Annotated in this window: 20 protein-coding genes, 1 pseudogene and 1 riboswitch; of the genes and pseudogenes, 16 read left to right on the top strand and 5 right to left on the bottom strand. The window is 53.2% G+C overall.

Annotation, left to right across the window (positions count from 1 at the left end; translation table 11 throughout):
• Positions 1 to 29 precede the first annotated feature (29 nt).
• The 6 genes and pseudogenes from ACHHV8_RS05165 to ilvA all read left to right on the top strand — a co-directional run bounded on the left by ACHHV8_RS05165 (position 30) and on the right by ilvA (position 5,854).
• Positions 30 to 1,994: an S-layer homology domain-containing protein gene (locus ACHHV8_RS05165; protein WP_395157321.1), complete on the top strand. Its 1,965-nt coding sequence runs from the start codon at positions 30 to 32 to the stop codon at positions 1,992 to 1,994.
• Positions 1,995 to 2,326: 332 nt separating this feature from the next.
• Positions 2,327 to 2,935, top strand: a complete 609-nt coding sequence (locus tag ACHHV8_RS05170) for an HD-GYP domain-containing protein (RefSeq protein WP_395157322.1) — start codon at positions 2,327 to 2,329, stop codon at positions 2,933 to 2,935.
• A gap of 44 nt (positions 2,936 to 2,979) precedes the next feature.
• On the top strand, positions 2,980 to 3,333 hold the full coding sequence (locus ACHHV8_RS05175; protein WP_395157323.1) for a replication protein: 354 nt from the start codon (positions 2,980 to 2,982) through the stop codon (positions 3,331 to 3,333).
• A 29-nt stretch (positions 3,334 to 3,362) separates the two neighbouring features.
• On the top strand, positions 3,363 to 3,716 hold the full coding sequence (locus ACHHV8_RS05180; protein WP_395157324.1) for a hypothetical protein: 354 nt from the start codon (positions 3,363 to 3,365) through the stop codon (positions 3,714 to 3,716).
• Positions 3,713 to 4,537: a GGDEF domain-containing protein gene (locus ACHHV8_RS05185; protein WP_395157325.1), complete on the top strand. Its 825-nt coding sequence runs from the start codon at positions 3,713 to 3,715 to the stop codon at positions 4,535 to 4,537. Before ACHHV8_RS05180 ends, ACHHV8_RS05185 begins: the two co-directional genes overlap by 4 nt.
• Positions 4,538 to 4,599: 62 nt before the next feature.
• Positions 4,600 to 5,854, top strand: a pseudogene (ilvA, locus tag ACHHV8_RS05190) (threonine ammonia-lyase IlvA).
• A gap of 277 nt (positions 5,855 to 6,131) precedes the next feature.
• Here the strand turns inward: ilvA and ACHHV8_RS05195 are convergent.
• Positions 6,132 to 6,896 carry a hypothetical protein gene (locus tag ACHHV8_RS05195; protein WP_395157326.1) on the bottom strand — a complete coding sequence of 255 codons (765 nt, stop codon included), beginning with the start codon at positions 6,894 to 6,896 and terminating at the stop codon, positions 6,132 to 6,134.
• Positions 6,897 to 7,021: 125 nt separating this feature from the next.
• Positions 7,022 to 8,329, bottom strand: coding sequence for an aminotransferase class I/II-fold pyridoxal phosphate-dependent enzyme (locus ACHHV8_RS05200; RefSeq protein ID WP_395157327.1), 1,308 nt, complete (start codon positions 8,327 to 8,329; stop codon positions 7,022 to 7,024).
• Positions 8,330 to 8,660: 331 nt separating this feature from the next.
• On the opposite strand from ACHHV8_RS05200, the gene kduI reads away from it, so the two are divergent.
• The 4 genes from kduI to ACHHV8_RS05220 all read left to right on the top strand — a co-directional run bounded on the left by kduI (position 8,661) and on the right by ACHHV8_RS05220 (position 13,811).
• Entirely contained in the window at positions 8,661 to 9,494 is an 834-nt protein-coding gene (kduI, locus tag ACHHV8_RS05205) for a 5-dehydro-4-deoxy-D-glucuronate isomerase (RefSeq protein ID WP_395157328.1), read from the top strand.
• 258 nt (positions 9,495 to 9,752) lie between these two features.
• Entirely contained in the window at positions 9,753 to 11,387 is a 1,635-nt protein-coding gene (locus ACHHV8_RS05210; protein ID WP_395157329.1) for a thiamine pyrophosphate-binding protein, read from the top strand.
• Between the two features lie 254 nt (positions 11,388 to 11,641).
• Entirely contained in the window at positions 11,642 to 13,342 is a 1,701-nt protein-coding gene (locus tag ACHHV8_RS05215) for a GAF domain-containing protein (protein WP_395157330.1), read from the top strand.
• Positions 13,343 to 13,388: 46 nt separating this feature from the next.
• Positions 13,389 to 13,811 (top strand): ATP-binding protein, encoded by a 423-nt coding sequence (locus ACHHV8_RS05220; RefSeq protein ID WP_395157331.1) that lies wholly within the window; start codon positions 13,389 to 13,391, stop codon positions 13,809 to 13,811.
• An 82-nt stretch (positions 13,812 to 13,893) separates the two neighbouring features.
• Here ACHHV8_RS05220 and ACHHV8_RS05225 read toward each other — a convergent pair whose 3' ends face one another.
• Complete coding sequence (locus ACHHV8_RS05225; protein WP_395157332.1) at positions 13,894 to 14,511, bottom strand: pyridoxamine 5'-phosphate oxidase family protein; 618 nt, start codon at positions 14,509 to 14,511, stop codon at positions 13,894 to 13,896.
• Between the two features lie 146 nt (positions 14,512 to 14,657).
• Here ACHHV8_RS05225 and pdxR point away from each other — a divergent pair, with 146 nt between their 5' ends.
• The 3 genes from pdxR (at position 14,658) to ACHHV8_RS05240 (ending at position 17,638) form a co-directional block, all read left to right on the top strand.
• Positions 14,658 to 16,151 (top strand): MocR-like pyridoxine biosynthesis transcription factor PdxR, encoded by a 1,494-nt coding sequence (gene pdxR / locus ACHHV8_RS05230; RefSeq protein WP_395157333.1) that lies wholly within the window; start codon positions 14,658 to 14,660, stop codon positions 16,149 to 16,151.
• An 88-nt stretch (positions 16,152 to 16,239) separates the two neighbouring features.
• A complete protein-coding gene (locus ACHHV8_RS05235) occupies positions 16,240 to 17,388 on the top strand; it encodes a stalk domain-containing protein (protein WP_395157334.1) in 1,149 nt (382 codons plus the stop codon).
• Complete coding sequence (locus ACHHV8_RS05240; protein ID WP_395157335.1) at positions 17,378 to 17,638, top strand: hypothetical protein; 261 nt, start codon at positions 17,378 to 17,380, stop codon at positions 17,636 to 17,638. Before ACHHV8_RS05235 ends, ACHHV8_RS05240 begins: the two co-directional genes overlap by 11 nt.
• 215 nt (positions 17,639 to 17,853) lie before the next feature.
• Here ACHHV8_RS05240 and ACHHV8_RS05245 read toward each other — a convergent pair whose 3' ends face one another.
• The gene (locus ACHHV8_RS05245) at positions 17,854 to 19,173 is read right to left on the bottom strand and encodes an MFS transporter (RefSeq protein WP_395157336.1); all 1,320 of its coding nucleotides are present in this window, start codon (positions 19,171 to 19,173) and stop codon (positions 17,854 to 17,856) included.
• A gap of 35 nt (positions 19,174 to 19,208) precedes the next feature.
• Complete coding sequence (asd, locus tag ACHHV8_RS05250) at positions 19,209 to 19,997, bottom strand: archaetidylserine decarboxylase (RefSeq protein ID WP_395157337.1); 789 nt, start codon at positions 19,995 to 19,997, stop codon at positions 19,209 to 19,211.
• 542 nt (positions 19,998 to 20,539) lie between these two features.
• Between asd and ACHHV8_RS05255 the strand changes: the two genes are divergently transcribed.
• From ACHHV8_RS05255 to ACHHV8_RS05265, 3 genes are all read left to right on the top strand, one after another.
• Positions 20,540 to 21,505 carry an acetylxylan esterase gene (locus tag ACHHV8_RS05255; RefSeq protein ID WP_395157338.1) on the top strand — a complete coding sequence of 322 codons (966 nt, stop codon included), beginning with the start codon at positions 20,540 to 20,542 and terminating at the stop codon, positions 21,503 to 21,505.
• 52 nt (positions 21,506 to 21,557) lie between these two features.
• A riboswitch (TPP riboswitch) is annotated at positions 21,558 to 21,665 on the top strand.
• A gap of 117 nt (positions 21,666 to 21,782) precedes the next feature.
• Positions 21,783 to 22,370, top strand: coding sequence for an ECF transporter S component (locus tag ACHHV8_RS05260; RefSeq protein ID WP_395157339.1), 588 nt, complete (start codon positions 21,783 to 21,785; stop codon positions 22,368 to 22,370).
• A complete protein-coding gene (locus ACHHV8_RS05265; protein WP_395157340.1) occupies positions 22,370 to 23,905 on the top strand; it encodes an ABC transporter ATP-binding protein in 1,536 nt (511 codons plus the stop codon). Before ACHHV8_RS05260 ends, ACHHV8_RS05265 begins: the two co-directional genes overlap by 1 nt.
• Positions 23,906 to 23,934: the final 29 nt, after the last annotated feature.

A 23,934-nucleotide genomic window follows, 5' to 3' on the forward strand; every position in this document is an offset into this window, starting at 1 on the left:
AATATCGTTTTATACAAAGGAGAATGACGATGAACAAGAATTTTAAAAAGGTTATGGTTACAGGTTTGACTATGGCTATGGTGCTTGGCGGAGGAACAGCCGCGTTTGCCGATGGCAAGGGTAAGGGCAGCAATAACTTTAATAATAATAAGGGGAATAACAAATCTTGGGATAGCAACAAAGTATGGGACAGCAAGAAAAATGTATGGAACATTAAAAGCGACAACGCTAAAGATGTAAACATAAATATTAAGCTGACATTTGACGATGTGAAAGGCTCCGATGTAGAGTGGGCCATGAGATACATTGCCAGCCTGGCTTCCAAAGGCGTATTCGAAGGCTATGAGGACGGTACGTTCCAGCCGCGTAAAACAATTACAAGAATTGAAGCGATTACAGCCGCCGTGCGTTTGATGGGACTGAAGGATGAGGCGGAATCGGCCGAAGCCAAACAGACGAATTTGAATTTTAAAGATGCGGACAAGATCAAATCCAAGTATCCATGGGCCGTCGGCTACGTAGCGGTAGCACTTCAGAACGACCTGTTCGAGGAGTCGGACGATACGGTGCAGCCGGAGAAGGAAGCGGACCGTTTGTGGGCGACGACGCTGCTGATCAAAGCTCTGAAGCTGCAGGATGAAGCCAAAACGAAAATGAATACGAAGCTGAACTTTAAAGATGCGAATAAAATTCCGGCAGGCTCTGTCGGCTATGTAGAGGAAGCCATTGAGAAGAACCTGATCGACGGCTATGAGGATAATACTTTCCGTCCGGAGCGCCCGGTTACCCGCGCTGAGCTGGCAGCCCTGCTGGACCGTACGGGCGAGCAGCTGCCTGACAATACTTCCATTACCGGCGCCTCACTGACTTCCAGCGTAAGCAATAATACATTGACATTGAGCAAAGACAGCCAAACGTATACCATTGAACTGGCTTCCAACGCATTCATCTTCCGTAACGGCGCCAAAGTCAATGCATCGGACCTGCAAAGCGGGGATGTGGTCACGGTTCGCACATATGACGGCAAAGCCTATTATGTAGAAGTAACGACATTGGCCAACGGCGGAAGCCAACAGCAGGACTTCACCGGCGCTTCGCTGAGCTCTGCAGTCAATAACAATACGCTTACTTTTACGAAGGACGGTCAATCCTACAGCTACCCGCTTGCTTCCAACGTGACGATTGTCCGTAACGGCGTATCCAATATCAGCGCATCCGAGCTGAAAAGCGGAGATGTCGTGACGGTCCGCGTCTCCGGCGGCAAAGCGTACTTCGTTGAAGTGACGACAGCGGCTGTAGATCAGCAAAGAGATTTTACGGGCGCAGCGTTGACGGCCGCGGTCAGCAACAACACGCTTACTTTTACAAAGGACGGTCAATCCTACAGCTATCCGCTTGCTTCCAACGTAACGATTGTCCGTAACGGCGCATCGAACGTCAGCGCGTCGGAATTGAAAAATGGAGACATTGTGACCGTTCGTATCTCCGGCGGCAAAGCGTACTTCATTGAAGTGACGACAGCGGCTGTAGACCAGCAAAGAGATTTTACGGGTGCAGCATTGACTGCTTCGGTCAGTAACAACACGCTTACTTTTACGAAAGACGGCCAAACGTACAGCTACCCGCTTGCTTCCAACGTAACGATTGTTCGTAACGGCGCGTCGAATGTCAATGCTTCGGAGCTGAGAAGCGGCGATATCGTGACAGCCCGTGTTTCCGGCGGTAAAGTATACTTCGTTGAAGTGACAACGCTGGCTGAACAGCAAACGAACTTCACTGTATTGGGGACTTTTAACTCCTATACACTGAATTCCAATGGGAAAATTGCAACGATTTCGATTAACCAAACGCTGGATAACGGCAATGTGCAGACGGCGGTTTATAATACGACTACAGATTTGACCATTCAAGGCAATATGTCCGATTTGACTCCTAACCGCTCCATCGAGCTGAGAGGCTGGGACCAAGTCGTTCACACGGTTGTTATCCGTTAAGAGAGACATAGATAGAATAGAAAAAGGTTAGTTTCACACGGAGCAGTCCTTCCGATTAGGCTTAAAGCCTGACGGGAGGGCTGTTCTTTTTTGTTGCTGTTTATTGATTTCTTCTATAAAATCGACAAATTGTTTATTACAGTGACAAAATTATACAATTATATTAAAATAAATTTGGATCAATAGGTCAAAATAATCAATTTTCCCGGTTTCATTCGACAAGTATGCCAATTTGAGCTAGCAGGAAAAGCTATTTTCCTAGATTAAGAACAAGAACGAGAGGGGTGTTGGATAAAGTGAAAGACGCAGTGCATCCAATATTGGATAGGTTGATGGACAAGGATAAGGAGACCTATGAGCATATGATGCGCGTAGGTACGCTTGCCCACTACTGGACCTCCGAGGTACCGCTGCTCGAGCAAGAGGAGAGGGAAGCTTTTGTCGCAGGATGCTTCATCCACGATATCGGAAAAATTATGATAGATACGAACATTTTGCAGAAAACGACCAAGCTGAACCGGGAGGAATGGAGCCTGATGCGAATGCATCCGGAGCTCGGGGCAACGCTGCTGACGATAGAGGGAATCGTAGAACCTGATCTACTGGATGTCGTTATGTTTCATCATGAGCGTTGGGATGGATTAGGATATCCGAAGGGACTCCGGGGCTCGCAAATCCCCAAGCTGGCGCGGATGTGTTCGATCATCGATGCGTTCGACGCCATGCTCTCGGACCGTCCTTACAAAAAAGGGATGGCTCCCGAGGAAGCGAAGCAGGAGCTGCTTGCTCAGTCGGGCATTCAATTCGACGAATATTATGTTCTGCAATTTTTGAGCCTGCCGGACCGTATATTACATACACCGCCTCAAGCAGATTTGGAACTGATCGAATTTCGAGGGCGTATTTTTATGAATTTCATTCCCAAAATGGGAAGTTGTTAATTGACTATTTTTCAAGGACTGATTCCTTTGAATGGAGTGAGCTTATGTCCAATCGGCCAGCCAAGATCGACCTGCAGTTTGAGATATTTCGCAGAGCTTTTACCAAAAGGCAGCGGACCATCATTCATTTCATCTGTCTGCTTTCCTTTGAATTGGATAAGCCGTCGGCTATTATTCCGAAGCTTCAGGATTTTGAGCTGTGCGGGATTGCCGCGACGAAAATTAAAGAGGAGCTGGTCGCACTGACCGAAGCCCGAGTCATCCGGTGGGACAAAACGCTTCATGAATTCCAAATGAATCTGGACTATGGTCAATGGGAAATTCCTTTAAACAACAAATGGAAGGAATCCCGGTTTGAAGATTTGATGCATATCAATAAGCGCCACACGGATTGGTAACGAAATGGAAGTAAAGGAGTAGTTTTTATATGAATTCCAAGAATGTATTTTCCAGAAAAGCGACGCTTTCGCTTAAAATGTCGGAGTTCGAGGTGCCGCCGATGCAGGATCTGCTTGTTATCGGACGCAAGGCGCCGATCGGTCCCGAGGCGGTCAGACGCATGGCGGAGGCTCTTTCTCCCGAGCAATTTACCATTATTAAAATTGAGCATCCGAAGGTAGAGGCGGTCCTTATCCGCAACTCTCTTCTCCAGATGCTGGATAAGGAGGTTTTGATCAGCATCGTGTTGGAGGAAGCGGAGCGGTTGATTAACGATACCATGGTTATTCGGTCCGAGCTGAAAATCGAAGTGTCCGTGAAACGGGAGGTGGAATTGCTGTGAAGGTGAAGGAGATGATGTCGTCTCCGGTTATAACGGTCTCTTCCGACAAAAGTGTACTGCATGCCGCCGAGCTGATGGACGAGCTGAGAATCGGCTCTCTGGCCGTTACGGAGCATAAGGAAATTATGGGCATCATTACGTCGCGGGATGCAAGAAAGGCCCACCCTAACCGGATCGTTGCCGATGCGATGACACCCGACCCGATAACCGTGGCGGCGGACAGCTTTGGCTGGGACGCCCTGCAGGTGATGGAAGAGAAGGGCATCGAACGGCTGCTGATTACGGAGAACGATCAGGTGGTGGGGCTGGTGACGAGGGATACGGTCCGCGTCCGGCTAAGCGAGCTGCTGGATCCTCTGTCCGGCTTGTTTCGGCCCGGATATATTCAGACGATTGTAGAAGAGCTGATGAGCAACAGGCAAAATTTTTATTTGTTATTTATCGACCTGAACAATTTTGGGAAAATTAACAAGCAGTACGGTCATCCGATCGGAGACGATGTCATCAAAGGCTTTTCGGAGCGGATCCGTTCATTAACGATGCCGGACGAATTTATATGCAGGTATGCGGGAGATGAATTTGTCATTGTTTCGCTGCGGGAAGAGGATGAAATCAAGAAGCTGGTTCAGGCGCTGAGCGATCCGTTCGTTATATCCGGAGTACAGGTAACCTCCTCCGTAGGCGTCGTTAAGGGCTCCGGGGACCCGGCGTTTTTGTCCCTCTCGTTCCGCGAAATCGTCAGCCGGGCCAGTCTGGCCTCCTCCACCTTGAAGAAGATTCAACCGATTGCCGCAAAATTCGCGAATTTTTCAGAAAATTAACTGGACTCCCGTTTCCAAAGGTGTATAATAATTTAAATTACGGAACAACCGGAGGAAGCCTAATGACTCATTCATCGGTAAAGCTGGAAGATATTATAGTAGCAAGCCACGTGCTCAAGGACGTGGTGCATCATACTCCCCTGCAGAAAAATTTCATATTGTCCGAGAAATACAACTGCAACGTATTCCTGAAACGTGAGCGACCTGCAGGTCGTCCGTTCGTTTAAAATCCGCGGCGCGTATAATTTGATGCGAAGCCTGCCGGAAGAGCGCCTGCACAAAGGCGTCGTATGCGCCAGCGCGGGCAACCATGCTCAAGGCATGGCTTATTCCTGCAAAGCGCTTGGCGTTCCCGGCAAAATATTTATGCCGACGACGACTCCGCGGCAAAAAATTTCCCAGGTAAAGCTGTTCGGAGGGACCTTCGTGGAGGTCATTCTGGTCGGAGATACCTTTGATGATTCCTTGAACGAAGCGCTGCGCTACAGCGAGCGGGAAGGGCTGCAGTTCATTCATCCGTTTGACCATTTGAAGGTCATTGCCGGGCAGGGCACGGTGGGCCTTGAGCTGATGAACGACATGCGCGACCCGGTCGATTTTGTTTTTGCAGGGATCGGCGGAGGCGGACTGGCGGCCGGCGTCGGCACCTATATCAAAAGCATCAGCCCGGCGACCCGGTTCATCGGGGTGGAATCGACCGGTGCGCCTTCGATGAGACAAGCTATCGATCAGGGCGAGATCGTCACCCTGACGGAGATTGACAAGTTCGTCGACGGCACGGCAGTCAAGCGCGTCGGGGAGCTGACCTACGAGATATGCCGCAGCGTCGTTGACGATATCGTCGTCGTGCCGGAGGGCAAAGTATGTACGACGATACTGGAGCTGTACAACGAGAACGCCATCGTAGCCGAGCCGGCAGGCGCCCTGACGATTACGGCGCTTGATTTTTACCGCGAGCAGATCGCCGGGAAAAATGTCGTCTGCGTCATCAGCGGAGGCAATAACGATATTGACCGGATGCAGGAGATCAAGGAGCGGTCGCTGATCTATGAAGGGCTGAAGCATTACTTCACGGTCGAGTTTCCGCAGCGCGCCGGAGCTCTGCGCGAGTTTCTCGACGAGGTGCTGGGGCCGAACGACGATATCGTCCGCTTTGAGTATACGAAGAAGACGAGCAAGGAGAACGGTCCTGCGCTGGTCGGCATCGAGTTGAAGAATAAAGAGGATTATGGCCCGCTGATCGAGCGGATGACGGCCAAAGGGATTAAATATGTAGAAATTAACAAAAATCCGCATTTGTTTAATTTGCTGATTTGAGTCCAAGGGCGGCCCCGTTAAAGTGAGGCCACTGAAAAAGGCATCGCTACGAATACGGAACCATTCCTCCGATCGCTGTTGTCCCTGTATTTCTTTGATTATCTCCTGCTTGTAGCGGTTGAAATCCAGGGACAAAGGCGAACGCTTTCGCTTCTACAGAACGCTTCCGTACTCTCCGCAAGTTTTCAGGGGCCCCGCTAAAGGGGCCGCTTTTTTTAGGTTGAAGAAGGTATGAGCTCGCTTGCTCTCCAGGGAACTGCCGTTCTTCCGGCATGCTTTATCCTTCGTTCGGATGGGCAGCGATAACGCTGTTCAGCTTATACCGCGTCAGCCGGTTCTGCTTGGACGCCACGCCGGTAAAGACTCCCTCAGCTTGAAACCGCTTGAGCCAATTGCCCGCTGCCCGGCTGGTCATTTGAAACGCCTCCGCCACGTCGCGCGGCTTCAGCACGCCGCTGCGTTCCTGAGCCATTCGGATCAGCAGCCGCTTGCGGAACGTCCAAATATCCGTGTCCTCCGTCTGCACCGGCTCCTTCGTCATCGCCCACCAATGGCCGATAGCCTGCTTGATATGCGCCTGGCACTGCTGCGGGCGCTTCTCCAGCTGCTGTGCGGTGAAGCGCAGCACCAGCCAGCCGGAGAGCACCAGCTCATTGTGGCGGGTCAAATAAGCGGCGTAATCGTCCTCGGAGGCGCCGCGCCAAGCGTCTTTGTTCGCTGCCGTCAGCTCGATCAGCTCGATCCGCAGCTTGAGCTGGCCGCGGATATAAACGAGCTCGACGCAGCCGTTATCGAGCGTCCGCCGCTGCCCGGCATCTTTAGCAGACTCTGTCTGACGGCCGCGGGGACTCGGCTCCTCCGGCGACGCGCCGGATACCGGTTCCACCGTTAATCCGCAGTAATCATAATGAAAGGCAGGTTCCCAGACCTGCTTCAGAAAAAGAAGAACAGCAGGGTGCAGAAGCTCTTCGCTTCGAGGGAGGGGGCTAAGGAAGTCTTCCATCCCGATTCTCCGTCGGCCGTCTGCTTGCATCGTGTTCATGGGCATCGTCTCCTTAACGGAGAAAGAAAACACCCCGCAGCAGATTGAATCCGCTACGGGGTGTGCTTCACTCCGAATATGATTTATGAAAAAAAGCTTGGCTTAACTGCTTCTCTAGGTGCTGCTTACTGGGCAGCAACCTTCTCGAGATCCTGCACGCCTTGGAAGATGGTGTTGAACAGCTCTTCCAAATTCGATTCCTCGATGCACGAGAAGGCGACGCGCAGGTCGGTTTCGCCCAAAGCAATCGTGCCGATTCCATATTGGTTCAACAGATGGACGCGCAGCGTTTCCGCATCGACGGTTTTCAGCTTCAGGCACATGAAATAACCGGAGTTGAACGGATAATATTCCCAAGCCGCATCGAAATTGCCTTGGTCGAGCAGGTCTTTGACCTTGTTGGCGCGGCCCTTCATGATCTCGAACTTCTCCTGCTTCTGCGCATGGAACTCAGGAGCGTTCAGCGCGTGAAGCACGAAGGTTTGAGAAGGATGCGGTCCGCTCGAGATCGTTGCGCGGATGATGCCGAGCGTTTTTTGCTCCAGCGCCGATAAGGCCGCTTCGCTTTGTCCGGCATAAGTAATGAAGCCGACGCGGAAGCCCCAAACGAATTCTTCTTTGGTCGCACCGTCAATTTTGATGGACAGCACGCGCGGATGCAGGTCGGTTAATTGGCCGGCCAGCGACTCGTGCAGCGAATTCTCGAAGAATAAGCCGAAGTAAGCATCGTCCGTTACCGCAACGACGTTAATGCCGGCTTCGGCCGCTTCCTTGATGGCGGCGACGATTTGCTTGCCTTCTTCAAGGCCCGGCGTATAGCCTGTCGGGTTGTTCGGGAAGTTAAGGACGACAATGGCTTTTCCTTTGCTTTTCTGCGCCAGCAGCGTATCCCGCAGGCCGGCCGCATTGAATTTGCGGTCACTATTATACAAAGGATAGTTTACGATTTCAGCGCCGCGGCGGATGCCGAACGTGAGTTCGTAATTTTCCCAGTTTTTATCAGGAATGATCACAGCGTCGCCGGCATCCGCAAACAGATCCGCTACGATACTGAGACCATGAGTCAGTGCGTTGGTTGCAATAGGAAGGCCCAGACTTTTGCCTTGAAGCGAAGGATTCTCTTCAAGCATCTTCGTGCGCCATGCTGTCCGCAGCTCAGGCTTGCCGGCGGGAGGCGCATACTCATAAAGGTCTTTCGGATCATAAGCCGAGAGTGTGTCTTGAATCACTTTAAGGTGCATCGGCTTGCCGTTTTCCAGCGCAGTTCCGATCGTTGCATTGAATTTCTTCGCTTTTTGCTTCGCTTCCGCCGATTGACTGAGAATACCTACCTTTGGAAAGTAGATTTGCTTTCCGAGAGCGGACAACATGTCATAAACATGCTGATTTTCTTTGGCAATCGTATCGTTTAGCTGTTGTGCAAGAGGGTTCATTCTAGTCCATCCTTCCATTGATCTAGCCTAACATTAGGCTATATTATATCATTTCCGTGCGAGTGAGTCACTGCCGAATTGGAAAAAGTGAGAACAATTTTCAATCGGGCAAAGATCCGCGCCGATTGTAGCGGGATGCTGTAATTTGTGTTACGATAAAAGACGTGTGCAGGGGACGATATTTGGTTATGGAATGAATTGAAACGTTTTATTTTACCGTATAGGCATGTGAAACGCGGTCGAGCATCCATCCATGGACATGGATAGACGTTTTTTCATCCCGCAGACCTGTTAGAGATCCCCAGACTATTTTTGAGGAGGCCATATTAGCATGGAAATCAGATACGCTACTAATCCTACAGAAACGAAATCGTATGATACGGACCGTTTAAGAAATGAATTTTTGATTCAGAATTTATTTGTTACCGGCCAATTGAACATGGTCTACAGTCACGTGGACCGTTTTATTACAGGCGGTGTTATTCCTGCTTCCGAGCCGATTAAGCTTGAAGCGGACAAGCATGAGATGGGTGCCGACTTTTTCCTGGAGCGCCGCGAAATCGGCATTATCAATGTAGGTCCTAAAGGCTCCGTTACCGTAGAAGGCACGGAATATGAATTGGATACGAAAGAATGTCTATATATCGGTCTTGGCAACAAAGACGTTGTGTTTAACAGCGCAGACGCCAAAAATCCCGCACGGTTCTACTTTAACTCTACACCGGCGCATATGAACTACCCGACCGTTAAAGTGACGCTGGCTGAAGCGGAAACCGAGCACCTGGGCTCGATCAATTCCTCCAACGAGCGCGTCATCCACAGATTCATCCACCTGAACGGCGTACAAAGCTGTCAGCTGGTCATGGGTATGACCCTGCTGAAGCCGGGCAACATGTGGAATACAATGCCTTGCCACACGCACAACCGCCGTTCCGAAGTGTATTTCTACTTTGATATGCCGGAAGACGGCCTGGTGTTCCACTTCATGGGCGAGCCTAGCGAAACGCGCCACCTGGTTGTTCGCAACGAGGAAGCGATCATTTCTCCGAGCTGGTCGATTCACTCCGGCGTAGGTACGAACAATTACACGTTCATCTGGGCTATGGCCGGTGAGAACCAAGTATTCCATGATATGGATAAAGTAGCTCCGCAGGATTTGAGATAGGATTCATTTGGTGCGGATTTGAGCCACAATTGAATAATAAAGGAAAGAGCGCTGAAAAGCGCTCTTTTTTTCATATTTCTGGCAGGAAATTATAAAATTTGTGTAAAAACGATAAATTATTTGGTTATAAAAAAGGATTTTGTGTCGACTCGTAGAATATTTAATTTCACATAAGTAAAAATTTACCATAAAAGGTATCGTGTAGGAGAGTGTCGGGTCCGATTCAAAAAAATGATGCGCGAGGGGGAAATGGATTGTATGAAGGCTGTGAAAGCGGTAATTGATTATTTGGCAGCAGGCGGCGTCCGGTATATATTCGGTATTCCGGCTGGCTCGGTCAATGCCTTTTTCGACGAATTGTACGATACGCCGCAAGTGACGCCGATTATTGCGAAGCATGAGGGCGCTGCGGCTTATATGGCCGGAGCCTACGCCAAGTATGCCGATAGTCTGAGCGTGTGCATCGGCTGCAGCGGGCCCGGGAGCACCAACCTGATTACCGGAGCGGCGAATGCGATGCGCGAGCATTTGCCCGTGCTTTTTCTGACCGGCGCGGTGCCGGTTAGAACGTTCGGTATGAACGCGTCTCAAGAGCTTGATTCGGTTCCGCTCTTTCGAGCGGTGACGAAGTACAGCGGATCTGTGGACCGGGCGGAGGATTTGCTTCCGGAGGTAGCTAAAGCGGTGGGGATTGCACTATCGGGAGTACCCGGTCCCGTTCATGTGCAGATGCCTATCGACATCCAGCTTCAGCAGCTGCCTTCGTTGGAGTTGCCTCCATTTCCCAAGTTGCAGCGGCCGGTACCCGCCTTCTCGCAAATCGCCCTTGCTGCCGAGAAGCTGGCCGGCGGAGCGAAAGGGATTCTATTCGTCGGCCAAGGAGCCCGCCGGGCCGCGGATGAAGTGGTGGCATTGGCCGAATTGCTCGATTGGCCTATCGTGACGACGCCGCAGGCCAAAGGCTTGATTCCGGATTCGCATCCGCTGCATTACGGGGTGTTCGGTTTTGCCGGGCAGGAGCGGGCTTCCCGCGTTATAGGGGATGCCGGCCGGACGGTGCTGTTCGTCATCGGATCGAGCCTGGGGGAGACGGCTACAAGCAACTGGAAGCCGGAACTGGCCGGCGGAAGGTTTATGATCCAGCTGGATATCGATGAAGCGGTATTTCACCGCGCCTATCCTGCGAATATGGTTTTGGCCGGCGATGCCGGGCCGACCCTTCATGCGCTGATTCGTGAGCTGGAGCGGCTGGGGCTGCAGCGTACGGGCTATCCGGGCGCAGCGCTGCCTGCTGTGCCTTTGCCGTCGAGCGGGTATAACACGCAGAATGTTTTGTTGTCTCTGCAAAAGTACTTGGCAGCCTCAAGCCGCTATACCGTAGATATCGGGGAATTTATGTCCTATGTCATTCACTATATGAAGGTGCGCGAAGCGGACTCGTTCGATATTAACGTTCATTTTGGGGCGATGGGCACGGCCATCGGATCGGCTATCGGCATGAAGCTCGCGGATGCGTCCCGTCCGGTCGTATGCATCACTGGCGACGGCTGCTTTTTCATGCACGGCATGGAGGTGCTGACGGCCAAGGAATATCAGCTGCCCATCCTGTTCATTGTGATCAACAACTCGCGTCTCGGCATGGTATACCATGGACATGAGCTGCAGTATAAGCGAAGCCATCCCCGGTTCCGCCAGCAGCCCGTTTCGATTTCGGATATGGCTTATTCGATGGGAGTGCCCAGCTGGAGAGTGGAAACGCTGGAAGATATTTCGCAGGGGATGCTGAATGATCTATGCATCGACGGTCCGGCCGTATTGGAAATCGCCATTGTCGACAACAATACGCCGCCGATGGGAGACCGGGTCAAATTCCTGTCTTCCTTCAATAAATAACCGGCTTGACGGCCGGGAGCATTGCCGGACCGGAGAGAGGCCGCTGAAAAGAAAAGCCGGCGGAGCGTACGGAACCGATCAGGAGAAGCGCAGGCGTCTGCCTTCATGCCTGAATGCCAAGCGGGATCGGGCCGAAGCGATTCGGTCAGCAGCGCCCGCAAGAAGGATTCGTACGCTTAGCGATAATTTTTTCAGCGGCTTTGACCGGTAACGGTGGCTGTCATACACTTTTTACGGAAAAGGGTGTTTCGCGCATGCATGCTCAAGCAGATCAAACCAGGTATGCCCGCCTAGCCAAGATCAGCCAGGCTATTAATTCGAAATTGGATCTTACGGCTGTTCTTGACGCGGTGGCGACCGCTATTTCCGAAGAAATCGTCTTATGCGATTCCGTCGGCATCTATCTTCCCCAGCCGGACGGCACCTTCAGAGGATATGTCGGCAAGCCGGAGCGCATTAACGGGATCACGCTGGATCAGCTGATCGTCGATCCGAAGGTGGATTCTTTGGCGAAGGATATTATCGAAACGAGAAAAAGCATCTACATTCCGGATACGGCGCTTGACCGCCGACCGGATCCCCGACCTATCGAGCTGTTCAAAATTCATTCGCTGCTCGGGCTGCCGATCTCTTACGGCGAAGAGCTGTTCGGTCTTGTCTTCCTGTTTAATTACGGCACTTCGATGAATTTGTCGTCCTCGGCGATCCAAACCGTCGAGGCTTATGCGAATATGGCGGGCGTAGCCATTCACAATATGCATCAGTTCAAAGCGATCCAGTCCCTGCTGAGGGAAAAGCAGCTGCTGCTGGATGTAACCCGCGAGCTGTCGCTGTGCTCCACGACCGAGAAAATTTTGGATACGTGCTTCCGCTATGTAGGTCAGGTTCTCGATAATACGAACATCGGCGTCCATTTATGCGATTCGATCGGAAGCACCTTCAGACCGGCGCGGCTTAGTATGAGCTCCGACTGGACCGAGGAGAATTGGCGCAAGACGCACAGCAGTATCAAACTGAATTATAACGAGGATCTGTTGTTCCAGGAAGTAATCCGCACGAAGCAATATGTTCTGATTCCGGACATTGATGCGGACCTCAGACCGAACCACGAGGCTTGCCGCCGTTTCGGAATTAAAGGCGTCTTCATGCTGCCGCTGGTTGCGTCAGCCGAGGTGCTGGTGACCATTGCCGTAGTCAGTCTGGGAGAGGTTCGTACCTACTCGGAGGTAGACATGCAGCTGGCGCAGTCGATCATCGATGTGACGGCAGCGGCATTATCCAATGCGATCCGGATGGAGCAGCTGGAGCTGATCATCGCGAACCGTACCGAGGAGCTGAGGGAAAATCACCGGATATTGGAGCTGATTCTCAATTCCGCCGGGGAGGGAATTTACGGACTCAATCTGGAAGGGAAGATTACGTTCTGCAATCCGGCTGCGGCGCGCATGCTCGGATTAACCGTCGAGGAGCTGATCGGACAAAGACATAAGGATCTCATCCGCCAGGCGGAGCCGGACGAAGCGGCGGACGCCTCTATTTTCGACGTCTTCGACGATCACAGCTTCATCTATGTACAGGAGGATCTGTTCCTCACATCGGACGGCCTGATGTTTCCGGTGGAATACGTGCTGGCGCCAATTGTGGAGGATCATAAAATCCGCGGCGGTGTCGTCACGTTTCGCGATATTTCCGAGAGGAAGAGCACCGAAGAGATTATCCGCAAAACGGACAAGCTGTCCGTGATCGGGGAATTGGCGGCAGGCGTGGCCCATGAAATCCGCAACCCTCTGACGACCTTGAGAGGATTCATTCAGCTGCTGAATTCGAGTCCGCATACCAAAAGGGAAAACCTGGACATTATGCTGTCGGAGCTGGACCGGATCAATTTTATCGTCAGCGAGCTGCTGTTTATCGCGAAGCCGCAGTGCATCAGCTTCGGTCAGAAGGCACCTTAAGCTGATTCTCGATAGCGTAGTCAAGCTGCTTCATGCGCAGGCGAATATGAGCAATGTGGAAATCGAGGTGGATATAGAAGGCGATATCCCGTTCATTACATGCGCCGAAAACCAGCTGAAGCAGGCGTTTATTAATATCGTTAAAAATTCGATCGAATCGATGGAAGACGGAGGACGGCTGCAGATTCAGGTCAGCTTAAGGGGAGAACAGGTTGCGGTCCGGTTCAAGGATTCGGGCTGCGGCGTTGCCAAGGACCGGATTCCGAAGCTCGGTGAGCCGTTTTATACGACCAAGGAGAAAGGGATCGGCCTCGGCTTGATGGTGACATTTCAAATTATTAAACACCACCATGGCCATATTCATATCGAGAGCGCGGAAGGAATCGGCACGATTGTCCTGGTAGAGCTGCCGATCACCTTGAACGAAGATCGGATGGAGCATATCCCGTATACGTACAGCACACTGTAAGGGCTGCTGCTTCTCTTCTATATATAAAAGGCGGTTCACCGCTGCTTGTCACAGCAGCCGGATGAAGCGCCTTATTTGGCATTTACTCCCGATGATGCGGACAGTAGGCCTTCATCAGCGCGATTGTTTCTTCGTCGAGCTCGCCCTGGCGCTCCTGCAAGCCGGAAGTAATCCGTTCGAACGCGGAGCTTTTCATATTTTGACCAAACTTGTATTTGGCCGAAATTTCGTGAGGGGTGATGCGGACAACCACAGTTGCTTTCAGCTGTCCCGCGTACTCGGCATCGGCGGGATCAATCGGAGCATAGCCGCCCTCAGGCTGAAGCTTCTGCATGAAAGCAGCCAGCGCGGCAGCTTTTTCTTCCAGCTCGGTGACCGGCTCGGCATAGCCCTTGATCAAAACCGATTTGAAAAAGGCGGTCGCCGGACAGGCCAATTTCGGGTCGGTAAAATAAGAAGGAATGATCGAGTATTCCTTCGCCACGGCGAAAGTTACTTTCGGATGGGCTTTCAGCTGAGTCATTTTCTCACCGATTTTACTGCCGTGAAAATAAAGGCATTCGCCGGTATAAACAAAATTAAGCGGAGTCAGGCGGGGCCAGCCGTCCTCTCCGGTTGTACCGAGAAAGCCGAAGCTCATTTCCCGGAGAAACGCCTCCAGCTCCTGCGGGTCCATCACTTCGAATTCTTTTCTTCTCATCTCGAGCTTCCTCCTCTGCCGTTAAGCGGGTGATTTGAAATCAAGCTTACCTTATCTATTGACATAGAAAAAGAACCAATTTAGATTAATTTTATTGGACCAATTTATAATGGAGATAAGGAGAGGGAAGGCAAGGAGGAGGAGCCATGCATTTTCAGCTGCAATACCACAGCTACACGGAAATTTATCCGACGAAGCTTCTTGCGCTTTACCATGCGCTGCGGAATGCGGTTGTCGATCAGATCGTCCCGGCCGGAACCCGGCTGCCTTCCAGCCGCGCATTGGCGGAGATGTACGGCATTTCGAGAGGAACCGTCAACCAGGTGTATGACATGCTGGCCTCCGAGGGATATTTGGAATGCCAGACCGGACGAGGCACGTTCGTCTCTTATCAGGCCCCGCAGAACAAGGCGGCAGAGCTGAAGCGGGAGGCTTCCTACACCTTATCGGATTGGGGAGAAGGCTTGCTTGGGCTGCCGAATCCGCTGCTGGAAACGGCCGAGGAAGCGAAGCGGTGGACGGTGGATTTTCGTGTCCTTGCCTCGTCGAACCTTGAGTGGTTTCCGGCGGAGGAATGGCACCGCTGTCTGCATGCGCAGGCGAGAATATTGTGCGGCAGCGACCGCTCAAAGCACGTGCCTGTATCTCCTCTGGGGGACGAAGGACTGCGTTCCTGCATTGCGCAGTATTTGCGCCGCATGAGAGGCATTGCCGTACCGCCGGAGCAGGTGGCTATTTTTAACGGCTCTATGCAGGCTATCGCCTTATCCGTACAGCTGCTGATTAACAGCGGGAACCGGGTGATTGTCGAGAACCCCGGTTATAGGGGAATCCGCAAAGCGGTGCAATCCGTCGGGGGCCATTGTATTCCTGGCGACGTGGATGCCCAGGGCATTATTCCTGCGGAATGGAACGCAAGGCTGTTATTCGTGACGCCGAACCGCCAGTTTCCGACGGGGGCGGTCCTGCCGATGGACAGGAGGCAGCAGCTGCTGCGCTGGGCTTACGAGAACGATGCGGTTCTTATTGAAGATGACTATGACAGCGAATTCCGTCATCGGGGCAAATCGCTTGAACCGTTGAAGGTGCTGAACCGGGAAGAGCGGGTAATTTATATAGGCAGCTTCTCCAAAACGCTGCCGCCCCACGTCCGCATCGGATATGCGGTTCTTCCATCCGCTCTTGCCGGGCCGTTTGCGGCGGCGAAGGCTTTATATGAGCCGCAGCCTGCGAATCTGCTGGAGCAGCGAACGATGGCGGCATGGATGCAAAGCGGCCGGTATGAACGGCATTTGCGAAGAATGAAGCGGATTTACGGCCGCAAATTTTATATGCTGCAGGAGCTGCTGAAGACGTATTTGGGCGGGCTGTTCGATTGGGTCGAAGGAGATGCCGGCCTGCATATTTTCGGATGGTGGCGGGGAGAAGCCGAAATGTACCGAAGCTGGTGCAGGGCATGTGCCGACAGAGGGGTTCGCTGGTCAGAGGTTTCCGTCCCTGGCCATGCGCTCCAAGCTGCCGTGCGTCATGGCGCTTATTTTCATTTTCCTTATTTGGCGGAGGAAGAAATGCAGCTGGGTGTCGTCTGGATGAAGGATGAGGCGGAGCGGCTTGGTTTATTGACGGTCCGGGAAAATTAGGGAATCGATACGGAAAATCCTTAATTTAGGAAGGAAACGGGCCTGGTGCGTCGAAATGGGAACAAGAAGCTGTAGAGGAGGGATGTGTTTGAGCAAATGGACAGGCTTCCTGCTGTTGATTCTATGTTCCGGTATGCTGTCCCAGAACGTTACGGCTGCTGAGGAAGGGCTGACGGTTACCGTTGACGGCATTCCGCAAGGGATGACCCCATCCCCGGTCTTCATGAACGATACGGTTCTCGTACCGATGAAAGGCTTATTCCAGGCGCTTGGAGCCGAAGCGGAGTGGGATGAAAGCACGGGTACTCTGGTCGGGCGCAGGAAAGACCGGTCTATTACCTTGCAGCTGAATGCACAGCAAGCATCGATTGCCGGTCTGCAGACAGGGCCGAAAGCATCCGCTCTCCGGCTTATGAACAACACGCCGATGGTGCCCGCACGGTTTGTCAGCGAATCGCTTGGCATGTTCGTATCGTGGGACGCATCCTCCCAAACGGTCGAAATTCAGCATGACGAGCCGCTGTATGGCAGGACGAAGACTCAAATCAGCAAGCGGATGAGGGAGGCCCGACCAAGCTATACCGGCGATGCGTTCGTCGAACGGCCTGCGATTAACAGCCCGCAAAAGCAGGGGAAGCTGAGCGAAGGCTTCATCGAGGACGGCGTCAAGATGGCGAATTTCATGCGGTATTTGTCCGGCTTGCCGGATGATTTGATCCAGAGCGGCCGTCTGAACGAGCAAGCGCAGTATGGCGCGGTTCTGCTGGCGGATTGGGGGCGGCTGTCCCATACGCCTGGCAAGCCGGCGGATATGCCGGATGATTTCTATAAGCAGGGCTACGCTTCTACAAGTACGAGCAACATATACAAAATGTTCGGTACGGCAAAGGGCGTCAAAACCGACGGCTTTCTGGCCCGAACGGTTCATGCCTATATGCGGGATGAGGATGATGACAACATTGCCGTAGTCGGTCACCGGCGCTGGATTCTTAATCCACCGTTAAAAGAAATCGGGTTCGGCCTGGCCGCAGGCCGGGAAGCCGGCGGGTATAAAACATTGTACTCTCCGATGCAGGTTCTGGATAAAAGCCGGGATACGAAGGTAGCGTATGAGACGGTAACCTGGCCGGGGAAAGGATATTTCCCGACCGACTATTTCCTAGGCAATGATCCTTGGTTCGATCTCCTTGAACCCGGAGCAATTCAACAAGCCGGATACGGAGCAAGTGACCGTTAAGCTGGTCCGTATCAACGATCAGACCGAATGGACGCTGAACCGGCAGGATCTTGAGCTCCGGCAGGGCGAAGATTACTTCAATGTGGATACCAGCAGCTACGGGATTCCTTACTGCATTGTGTTTCGCCCGGGACACCTTCCCTATTATGCCGATGGGGACCGGTTTGAGGTTTCGGTATCGGGATTGCAGGACAGGCAGGGCAATCCGGCGCAGCTCTCCTATCCTGTCGTGTTTTTTGATGCGGAGTAACCGCAGGGCAAAGGACTCTCAACGCCTACGGGTTTCGCTGCCGTCTGCTGCAAACCGATAAAACAACAAAACAACAAAACGACAAACCCTCCAAACCGTTTGCTCGGCTTGGAGGGTTTATGTTTTGTTTCGATAATATTGGACTTCCTAAACGGCTGCGGGTCAGACAAGCGCCGCAACCTGCGTAGAAGGGAGCGCTCGGCCGCTTTTCATTTTCAGAGCTTAGGATGCGGCATGTTTACCTGAAAAGGCTGTGGCTGTCCGATGCTATACTCCTGGCCTTCCGCTTCAGCTGTCCATTCCTTCAAGGTGCGGTCGGAAGGCAGCAGGAATGTCAACAGGCCGAGCAGCGGCAGGAAGCTGACCATCTGCATGACGATCGGCAGGTGGAAGCGGTCGATCAGGCCGCCCAGAGCCACGGCTCCGAGGGCGCCGAGCCCGAAGGCCATGCCGGTGATGAGACCCGAGACGGTACCGACTTTACCGGGAATCAGCTCCTGTGCATAGACGACCGTGACCGAGAAGCTGGATAAAATGATCAGTCCGTTGATCAGCAGGATCACATAAGCCCAAAAGGCGTTGGCGTAGGGCAGCACCAGCGCCAACGGCGCGGAGCCCAGCATGGAGAAAAAGATCACGTTCCGCCGTCCGAACTTGTCCGCGAGCGGTCCGCCGAGAAAAGTGCCGATCGCACCGGCGGCAGCGAACAAAAAGATATACAGCTGGGCGTGCTCCAGCGTAATACCGAATTTCTCCATCAGATAGAACGGATAGTAGATGGAAACGCCCGAATGGTACCACGATCTGGCGAATACGAGAAAAATAAGCAGAATGATGGCAAAGGCGACGTGCTTCTTCCGGTGCGGGCTCATCCGGCGTACTGCCGCAGATTTCGCAGGACGGGGATGGGCTGTCATATAGCCGCCGTACCAGCGCGCGATGAACATCTGGACGCCGATGCCCAATACGGCGACGACGGTAAACCAGACGGCGCCTTTTTGCCCGAGCGGCACAAAGATCAAGGCCGTCATGATCGAAGCCAGCGATTGGCCGGCATTGCCGCCAACCTGAAAAATCGACTGGGCCAGTCCGCGGCGCGAGCCGCCGGCCATGTAGGCCACGCGCGAGCCTTCCGGATGGAAGATCGCGGAGCCGAAGCCGATGAACAGGACGGACAGCAGAATGAACCAATAATTAGGCGAGAAGGCCAGACCGAATACCCCCAGGCAGGTCAGCGCCATACCTAGAGGCAGCATATAAGGTGAAGGCTTGCGGTCCGAATACAAGCCGACGGCCGGCTGCATGACCGAAGCCGTCATATTTAAAGCAAACACGATCATTCCCGATTGCATATAGCTCAAGCTCATCGTGTCTTTCAAAATCGGAAGGATGGCCGGGATAATGGCCTGGATGGAATCGTTGAACAGATGAACAATACTGATGGCCAGCAAAATACGAAACACAGTCGGCCGCGCATCGGGCACGGAATTGTACTTCGCTGACTTCAAGGCTGCCGTTCCGGCTTGAGCTTGCATGATGTACTTTCTCCTCTTCTGTAGGCCGTACGGTTTTACGACTCTTTAATAATGCCCAGGGCTTCTCCCATCTTTACTTTGCTGCCGACCTGAAGATCGCTGCGGCTTTCAAAGGTATCGGTTTCCATTAATAGAACGACGGTCGAACCGAACTCGAAATAAGCCAGCTCATCACCGCGCGAGGGCTTCTTCGGCAAAGGCGATACATACTGGATGCTGCTGACATTCATCGCACCGACTTTCACGACGGCAAGCTCGCCGCCCTCGTGCTGCATGTAGGTAATAAGCCGTTCATTGCGGCTCAGCACCCTGCGCATATGGCGAAGGCCGAATTCGTTGACAGGATAAACTCTGCCGGGGACATGCTCCTTCTCAATAATCGTCCCCTCGACAGGCGTATGAATCCGGTGATAATCGGTAGGGCTCAGGTAGAGCACAAAATAAAATCCGTTCTTATAATTGACGGTGCGCGGGGAGTGATTCAACAGCTCCTCGACCGTATAATCCTGACCTTTAACGTTCAAAATGAGCCCTTCGCTGATCGGCCCCATTCCTGTAATGGCCGCATCCACGGGACTTACGATAAGCTTGGGGGCTAGATCGATGGGGCGCAGCCCCTTCTTCAGACGCCGTGTGAAGAAATCGTTTAACGAGGCGTACTCTGTCCAGCTTTTCTCGGCATCCTCCATCCGGATACCGTATATTTTGGCAAAGCGCGGGATGAGGCTGCGGCTTGCTCGGGATTTTGCAAAAGCGCCGGTCAAACGGGAGATCGACTTGCGGGAAGAGAGCTCCGTTAACAAGCGAAAAAACGATTTGGTCATAACGGTCGATTCACCTATTCTTTCATAATGTGGGTCTACCGATTATCTTGACATAGAACCCGGTTTAACGCAAGAAAAAAGAGCTCTCCTCTGCCGGCTGCGGCGAAGAGAGCTGGGGGGCGAGAGGAAGCGGAAAGGCGTTTATGCGGTTTTCGTTTCCTTCGTTTCTTCCGTCTTTTCTTGAGATTCGGATTTGTACTCTCCGCAGGATAAACAGGTCGATACATTAACCAGAATAGGATTGCACGAGCCGGAAAACTTGGTACAATGAATAGGGGTTTTGCTTTGCGGGTCAGTGGAGACCATGGTGCAATAGGAACAACTGGAAATCAGCTCTGTGGTCACGAGGAGGAGAACTTTCTTTGTCTGGATGAGTTCTTCCATCAATACACGCCCCTTTGAAGATAAAATCTTGTTATTTATTTCCAAAAAAAACCATGACAACGCATACATGTACATAGTAACACATCACACTTCACAGATAAACCATAATATTCCATTTTGGATTGACAAAAAAATGAATTCAGAGGAGAGACAAGACGATGCCAAACGTTGATTATCCGCTATCCCAGCTTGAGCAGTATGTGCCGGAACTCACGGCAGAGCCGGATTTTGATGCCTTCTGGGAGCGTGCCAAAGCCGCTGTGAATAAAGTCCCCCTTCATGCGACGGTCAAGCTGGTCGAAGACCACCCGTTGAAAAGCATCCTTATTTACGATGTGGTGTACCACGGCAGCGACGGAACGCCGATTCACGGCTGGTATGTCACGCCGCAAGGCGAGCACGCTCCAGGCTCCCTGCCGGTGATCGTGAAATACCACGGGTATAGCGGTGACCGGGGGAGGCCGCACGATCTGCTGCACTGGGCATCCATGGGACTGGCTGCGTTCGCCGTCGATGTGAGGGGACAGGGCGGCGTATCGCCCGACTTTGCGCAGTATCCGCAGGGGGGATCGCCGGGATGGATGACGCTCGGCCTGCTGGACCCGGAGACTTACTACTATAAACAAGTCTATCTCGACTGTATCCGCGCAGTGGATTTTGTATGCTCACGGGAAGAAACGGACACCAGCCGTATTGCCGTATATGGCGGGAGCCAAGGCGGAGGGCTGGCGCTGGCAGTGGCCGGACTGGACTCCCGTCCGAAGCTGTCCATGCCGGTCTATCCATATTTGTGCCACTTCCGCCGGGCGGTGGAGCAGCACAGTACAGGGCCGTACGTCGAAATTAAGAACTGGTTCCGCAGGTTTGATCCCGCACACCGGCAAGAGGAGCAGGCCTACCGGACGCTCAGCTATTTCGACGGGATGAATATGGCGGCAAGGGTCAAGGCGAGAACCTTGATGGCCATCACCCTTCAGGATACGACCTGCCCGCCTTCGACCTGCTTCGCGGCATACCATCATCTGGCGGGGGAGAAGGAGCTGAAGCTTTATCCGGATTACGGACATGAAGCGCTGCCTTTTCATGAAGAAGCGATGATGCGGTTTGTCGAGCAATATTTGTAAGACGCAGCCTGCCGTTTGTGCATTGACATTTATTGCAAACGTGTTAATATGAGTATGTCACTAGGGGAGCCTGAATAGGGCTGAGATTGGATCAATAGATCCTAGACCCTCTGAACCTGATCTGGTTTGCACCAGCGTAGGGAAGTGGAGAACGTTAGAAGCGTGTGTTCCTACATACATGCAGACCACTTCCTAATTATGGAAGTGGTCTTTTCGCGTTAATCCCGGGTAAGAGGTTCAGTACCGCATCCCCATACAACACAAAGGAGTGGGAAACATGTCCAAAGGTTTGAAGCTGTCCGATATTCTGGTTACCGTCGTAATCGCGATCGTGTTCGGTATTATTTACCGTCTGTGGGGCGATGTCTCCAATCTGGTGAAGCTGGCCGGCCTGCAGCTGAACCAGCTCGTCTACGGCGTATGGTTCATTGCGGCCACCGTGGCGGCGCTATTGATCCGCAAGCCGGGCGTAGCGCTGCTCGCCGAGGTGGCAGCCGCATCCGGTGAGCTCATTGCTGGCTCGCAGTACGGCGTTGAATCATTGACGTACGGTATCGTTCAAGGCTTGTGCGCAGAGCTCGTCTTCGCGCTGTTCCGCTACCGCAGCTTCTCCGCTTCCACCGCATGCCTGGCGGGCTTGGCATCGGCAGCCGGTTCGCTTGTCTTCGACGGCTTTAAAGGGTATTTGCTGGATTTGCAATCATGGAACCTGATTCTATACTTCGTCTTCCGCTTGGCCGGTTCGATCTTCTTCACCGGTTTGTGCGCTTACTGGCTCGTGAAGGCGCTGGAAGCGACAGGCGTGACGCAGCTGGTTCGTCCCGCGAGCCGCGCCGACTTTGACGCGCTGGAGCGCAAACGCTGATGGGAGCCCGGACATCGGTCGACGGGCTGCGTTTGAAGTTTGCCGGCAGCCCGTCGCTCTTATTCGACGAGCTGGCGCTGGCCGTCGAGCCCGGACAGAAGGTGCTGCTGCTCGGCCCCAGCGGCTGCGGGAAATCAACGCTGCTGCAGGTGCTGTCGGGACTCATTCCGCGGGCCATCGATGTGCCGGTCCGGTACGACAGCATTGAAATTCCGGATTCCTGGGGCTATGTATTCCAGGACCCGGATACGCAGTTCTGCATGCCTTACGCCGATGAGGAGATGGCCTTCGTGCTGGAAAATCTCGGGGTTCCCCGGGAGGCGATGCCGCCCCGGATTCAGGCGGGCTTGACGCAGGTGGGCCTGCACCTGGAAGATCCGCATGTTCCGATTCAATCGATGTCTCAAGGGATGAAGCAGCGCCTGGCGATTGCTTCGGTGCTCGCGCTGGAGCCGGAGGTGCTGTTTCTGGATGAGCCGACGGCCTTGCTCGACCCTGAAGGCACGAGCCAGGTGTGGGAGACGATCAAAGCGGTCAGCGGCGATAAAACGACGCTGATTGTGGAGCACAAAATCGATGAAGTCATCGATTGGGTGGACCGGGTCGTGCTGTTCCAGCATGACGGGACGATTCTGGCGGACGGCGATCCGCAGCAGGTGTTCGCGAGCTACAAGGAGCAGCTGCAGGCTTTCGGCATCTGGTATCCCGGCGTATGGCAGGATTATGTGGCAAGCGCGGCTTACCAAGGGCTGCGCGGGGATGCGGCGCAAGCTGAACCTGTGAGCGGCATCGCCGGAAGCGGCGAACCTTTGCTGGCGCTTCAGGAGCTGACCGGCTATCACGGACGAGAGCCCAAAATAAAAGCAGGTTCGCTGCAGGCAAATGCAGGCGAATGGATCGCCGTAACAGGGGAGAACGGGGCAGGCAAAAGCACGCTGCTCCAATCGCTGATGCAGCTGATCCCTGCTTCCGTTGAGGGCTATGAGCTGTCAGGCAAAAAAGTCCGCGGCTTCAAGGACGTGATTCACGAGGTTGCTTATGTGTTTCAGAATCCCGAGATGCAGTTCGTTACGAACTCCGTATTCGACGAAATCGCGTTCGGCTTCCGCAAGGAGCGGCGCCCCGAGCAGGAGACGGAGCAGAAGGTTCAAGAGATATTGGCCGAGTTTGGCCTGAAGGAGCAGCAGCGGCAGCACCCGTACCAGCTTTCGCTCGGCCAGAAAAGAAGGCTTAGCGTAGCGACGGCGATGACGAAAAATCAGCGGCTCATACTGCTGGATGAGCCGACCTTCGGCCAGGATGCGGCCAACACTTTCGCCATCCTGGAGCGTCTGGAGCATTGGCGCAAGCAGGGAACTACACTGATCATGGTCACGCATGATATGGACATTGTCCGCTATTTCGCGACGCGCGTATGGCATATCGAACGGGGACGGCTGACAGCGGACACGGAGCCTTCGCAGTATCTCCGTGCCTTGGAGGCGGCGGACGACAAACAAGCGCTCAAGGAGACGCAGGCGTCTTTGGTTCATTAGCGCGGCGCAGTATCGGGCAGACCCGGGGT

This window comes from Paenibacillus sp. TAB_01 (genome assembly GCF_043945595.1).
In the GTDB taxonomy this organism is placed as follows: domain Bacteria; phylum Bacillota; class Bacilli; order Paenibacillales; family NBRC-103111; genus Paenibacillus_S.

What these genes read in the sequence shown, in the direction of transcription:
- ACHHV8_RS05165 (WP_395157321.1), top strand. Translation starts at nt 30, where the DNA reads ATGAACAAGAATTTTAAAAAGGTTATGGTTACAGGTTTGACTATGGCT.
- ACHHV8_RS05170 (WP_395157322.1), top strand. Translation starts at nt 2,327, where the DNA reads ATGGACAAGGATAAGGAGACCTATGAGCATATGATGCGCGTAGGTACG.
- ACHHV8_RS05175 (WP_395157323.1), top strand. Translation starts at nt 2,980, where the DNA reads ATGTCCAATCGGCCAGCCAAGATCGACCTGCAGTTTGAGATATTTCGC.
- ACHHV8_RS05180 (WP_395157324.1), top strand. Translation starts at nt 3,363, where the DNA reads ATGAATTCCAAGAATGTATTTTCCAGAAAAGCGACGCTTTCGCTTAAA.
- ACHHV8_RS05195 (WP_395157326.1), bottom strand. Translation starts at nt 6,896, where the DNA reads ATGAACACGATGCAAGCAGACGGCCGACGGAGAATCGGGATGGAAGAC.
- ACHHV8_RS05200 (WP_395157327.1), bottom strand. Translation starts at nt 8,329, where the DNA reads ATGAACCCTCTTGCACAACAGCTAAACGATACGATTGCCAAAGAAAAT.
- kduI (WP_395157328.1), top strand. Translation starts at nt 8,661, where the DNA reads ATGGAAATCAGATACGCTACTAATCCTACAGAAACGAAATCGTATGAT.
- ACHHV8_RS05210 (WP_395157329.1), top strand. Translation starts at nt 9,753, where the DNA reads ATGAAGGCTGTGAAAGCGGTAATTGATTATTTGGCAGCAGGCGGCGTC.
- ACHHV8_RS05215 (WP_395157330.1), top strand. Translation starts at nt 11,642, where the DNA reads ATGCATGCTCAAGCAGATCAAACCAGGTATGCCCGCCTAGCCAAGATC.
- ACHHV8_RS05220 (WP_395157331.1), top strand. Translation starts at nt 13,389, where the DNA reads ATGAGCAATGTGGAAATCGAGGTGGATATAGAAGGCGATATCCCGTTC.
- ACHHV8_RS05225 (WP_395157332.1), bottom strand. Translation starts at nt 14,511, where the DNA reads ATGAGAAGAAAAGAATTCGAAGTGATGGACCCGCAGGAGCTGGAGGCG.
- pdxR (WP_395157333.1), top strand. Translation starts at nt 14,658, where the DNA reads ATGCATTTTCAGCTGCAATACCACAGCTACACGGAAATTTATCCGACG.
- ACHHV8_RS05245 (WP_395157336.1), bottom strand. Translation starts at nt 19,173, where the DNA reads ATGCAAGCTCAAGCCGGAACGGCAGCCTTGAAGTCAGCGAAGTACAAT.
- asd (WP_395157337.1), bottom strand. Translation starts at nt 19,997, where the DNA reads ATGACCAAATCGTTTTTTCGCTTGTTAACGGAGCTCTCTTCCCGCAAG.
- ACHHV8_RS05255 (WP_395157338.1), top strand. Translation starts at nt 20,540, where the DNA reads ATGCCAAACGTTGATTATCCGCTATCCCAGCTTGAGCAGTATGTGCCG.
- ACHHV8_RS05260 (WP_395157339.1), top strand. Translation starts at nt 21,783, where the DNA reads ATGTCCAAAGGTTTGAAGCTGTCCGATATTCTGGTTACCGTCGTAATC.
- ACHHV8_RS05265 (WP_395157340.1), top strand. Translation starts at nt 22,370, where the DNA reads ATGGGAGCCCGGACATCGGTCGACGGGCTGCGTTTGAAGTTTGCCGGC.